The sequence below is a fragment of the Streptomyces sp. H27-H5 genome, assembly GCF_026627505.1.
In the GTDB taxonomy this organism is placed as follows: domain Bacteria; phylum Actinomycetota; class Actinomycetes; order Streptomycetales; family Streptomycetaceae; genus Streptomyces.
This window is the reverse complement of sequence record NZ_JAPNLK010000234.1, coordinates 1-3,483: the sequence shown is the minus strand read 5'-3', so window position 1 is coordinate 3,483 and position 3,483 is coordinate 1. Positions and strand designations below refer to the sequence as shown.

Genomic DNA, 3,483 nt, shown 5'->3' with positions numbered 1-3,483 from the left:
GGCCACGGACACCCGCACGGGCCTCCATCAGCGGGATGAATAGTCATACCGGACGAGGAGATCAGCTGTCCGTGCACAGGGATCTGAACTGTCCGCTCACCCGGATGTCCCACTGTCCGTTGACAAGCGGTGCGTCGTTGCAGGTAGGCCTGGGTACGTTCGTCCCAGCGGATACGCGTCATCACGATGCGGTACAGGGCAGCGTTGGCCTGTCGGTTACCGCCTCGGTTCAGGCGTCGGCGCTGGGTCTTGCCCGAGGACTGCTCGACGGGGCTGACGCCGCACAGGGCGGCGAAGGACGCTTCGTCGGTGAGGCGGTCAGGGTTGTCACCTGCGGCGATGAGTAGAACGGCGGCGCTGTCGGGGCCGACGCCGACCAGGTCCAGCATGTGCGGCCGGCAGGTGCGGACGGCCCGGGTGGTGCGTCGGGTCAGTTCTTTGACCTCCGCGGACAGGTGCTGGATCCGTATGGCGAGCAGGCGCATCGTGAAGACTGCCTCGCCCCGTTCGTCGACGAGGGCCGCACAGGTGGCGATCAGGGCCGGATTGGTCAGGCCGGTGAGCAGGTCGCGCAGGTCGGGGTCGACGTCCAGAAGGACGGCCTTGAGCTGATTCATCGCCTGGGTACGGGCCTTGACGGCTGACTCCTTGGCGAGCCGGAGGACGCGCATGTCCGCCGCCGGGCCGTCCGCAGTCTTGGGCGTGACCGTCGCGCGTCCCGACAGAACGGCGCGAGCTGCCGCGTCCGCGTCAATAGCATCGGTCTTGCCGCGTTTGCGTCGGGTAGCGCGGTCGGGCTGGTTGACCTCGACGACGTCGATGCCTTCCCTGCTCAGAGCCCTGGTCAGTGCGGCTCCGTAGGAGCCGGTGCACTCGACACCGGCACGCCGGACGACACCGAACGACCTGGCCCACGCGATCAGCTGGCGATAGCCGACAGCGGTGGTCGGGAACTCCTGGTGGGCGAGCGAGGCTCCCAGCATGGTGATCACGGCGGCGACGTGAACGTCCTTGTGGGTATCGACCCCCAGGATCACGTCCTCTGCCAGGTCCGGGGCGTGCTGCGCGGGCAGCGTGGGCTGGGGCATGCTGGTGATGGTCACAAGGCTCCTCGAACTGGGGCTGGTGGCCGACGCCGGTCCGGTGGGCGGTCAGAACTGTGACGGTGCTTTGTGCAGCAAAGCCCCTATCGGGACACGTCCAGCGGGCCGGCGGCAGCACGCACCGCCCGGGGCCGGAAGCCGACAGATCTACTCCAAGGCAGCTGCGGCCAGTTGTCGCACGGGTCAGGCTCCGGCCCCCGACGGCACCCCACGAGTCTCACAGTTATCGCAGATCAGGTGGACGTCCAGCTCGGCGGGGACCTCCTTGTCGAGCTTGGCGAGGAACTTCTTGAACTCCGAGGCGCGGTGGCGGCGGTGGAGCGAGCCGATGACTTCGCCGGTTGCGGTGTTCAGTGCTGCGAACAGGGTGGTGACGCCGCCGCGAAGGTAGTCGTGGGTGCGGCGCTCGGGCATGCCGGGCATCATCGGCAGGACCGGGGCTGATCGGTCCAGTGCCTGGATCTGTGACTTCTCATCCACGCACAGCACGATGGCCCGCTCCGGCGGGTCCAGGTAGAGGCCGACGACGTCCCGTACCTTCTCGATGAACTGCGGGTCCTTGCTCAGCTTGAAGGTGTCCACGAGGTGGGGCTTGAGGCCGAAGGTGCGCCAGATCCGGGAGACGGTCGACTGGCTCAGTCCGCTCTCCTTCGCCATCTCGCGCGTCGACCAATGCGTGGCGCCCTTCGGTGTCGTCTCCAGGGTTCGTACGACCACGTCCTCAACCAACTCGTCGGTCACCGTGCGCGCAGGCCCTGGCCGCTTCTCGTCTGCAAGCCCATCGAGTCGGTCCACGGCGAACCGCTTGCGCCACTTACCTACGGTGGTCGGATGCACCTTGAGTTCTGCCCCCACCTGCACATTTGACAGTCCGTCGGCGCAGGCAAGAACGATGCGGCAACGCAGCGCGAGAGCCTGTGCCGAGGTGGCCCGCCGCGACCAACGCAGCAGCGTCTCTCGCTCGTCGTCCGTCAGAACCACCTCGGCCGTCGGCCGTCCCATGCGCGCCATGAGATCAGCATACTTCTATGGATTTCCTGAGACTCGGGACACTAGACCATACACGCCTGACCCATGCGGTTGATGGACAATGAGCCAAAGCGTTTCTCTAGGCCATTCCAGCCCGCTCGGCACCAACGAGGCCGCTGACCAGGCACTTCACCGCATCGAACCCTCTAGACCAGCCGAATTACGCGGAACGCAGGCCAAGGTCATCACGCTACACCCCGCGATAGTTCACTAACTCAAGCAACGGCATTGGGTGCCTGGCGGCATGTGGCACACCGTGATTGCCAGTCCCATCTCCTGTGCCAGCGCGGCCAGTTCCTTCTTCCACAGTCGCAGACGGTAGCCGTTCGATCCGCCCGCGTCGGCGGTGACCAGAAGTCGGGTGGCCCGGGGGTAGGCGGGGTGGCCGACGGTGGTCCACCAGCGGCGGATAGTCTCCACGGCGAACTGCGCGGTGTCGCCGTCGCTGCCCACCGACACCCAGCCGGCGTTCGCGGCCAGGTCGTAGATCCCGTAGGGCACCGCCTTGCCCTGCTCACCGGGGAAGTCGTGCACACCGACCCGGCGGGGATCGCCAGCCGGTCGCCAGTCGAGGCCCTTGTTGGCGTATTCGCCGACCAATTCCTTCTTCTTCGCATCCACGCTGATCACAGGCTGACCGTTCGTCAGGGCCGTGGTGACCTGGTCGTTGATGTAGCGGAACTGCAGGTCGCGGTCCGGATGCTGCTCGAGTTGCGTCCGGAACGGGTGTGGATGTCGCGGACCATCTCCAGGAGCTCCACATCACGCAGGTGATGGTCGCTGGGACGGCGTTGACGCTCACGCCAGTGGTAGTAGGTGGAGGCGGGGATGTTCAGTTCCCGGAGCAGCGGCTCGACCCCGAACGCGTCCTGATGTCCGTCGAAGAACGTCAGGAGCGCCGGCCGGTCTGGTCGAGCTGGACGGCGAAATACGCGCTGGCCGCCTTGAGGATCTCGTTCGCGCGCCGCAGCTCGATCACCTCCCGCCGCAGCGCGTCCAGCTCCTCGGCGACCGCTCCGTCCAGCCGGGCCACCACCCCGGCCGCCTGGCCCCGGCCGGCTCCCTTGCCGCCCACGGAGACGGCCGGAGCCTGGCTGCGGGCGTCCCGGATCCAGGTCCGCAGGGCCTCCCTCGGGATGAACCCCGAGCTGCCCCGCCAGCCGGCGGACCACCGGCTTCGGATCCGCGGCCATATACAACCGGACCGCACGCTCCCGCAACTCGACCTCGGGCATTCAGCTGAATTCGCCCTGGAGTGGGACCGGTAGCACGAAAGGTGCCCTGGCCTGCGATGATTCGAGTGTCTGGAACGAATCGGGGACGCAGAGTGGGGCACCTTTCTGGTGAGTGA

General features: G+C 67.0%; 2 protein-coding genes and 2 pseudogenes. All 4 read right to left on the bottom strand.

Annotated elements, in window-relative coordinates; genetic code table 11:
* The coding region (locus OTB19_RS42155) for an IS110 family transposase (protein WP_267804149.1) at positions 1-1,103 on the bottom strand (1,103 nt) is incomplete at its 3' end.
* Between the two features lie 198 nt (positions 1,104-1,301).
* Positions 1,302-2,114 (bottom strand): annotated as a pseudogene (locus OTB19_RS42150) (IS630 family transposase); the annotation flags it as partial.
* Positions 2,115-2,363: 249 nt separating this feature from the next.
* Positions 2,364-2,840, bottom strand: a pseudogene (locus tag OTB19_RS42145) (ISAzo13 family transposase); the annotation flags it as partial.
* A 181-nt stretch (positions 2,841-3,021) separates the two neighbouring features.
* The gene (locus OTB19_RS42140) at positions 3,022-3,207 is read right to left on the bottom strand and encodes a hypothetical protein (protein WP_267804148.1); all 186 of its coding nucleotides are present in this window, start codon (positions 3,205-3,207) and stop codon (positions 3,022-3,024) included.
* Positions 3,208-3,483 lie beyond the last annotated feature (276 nt).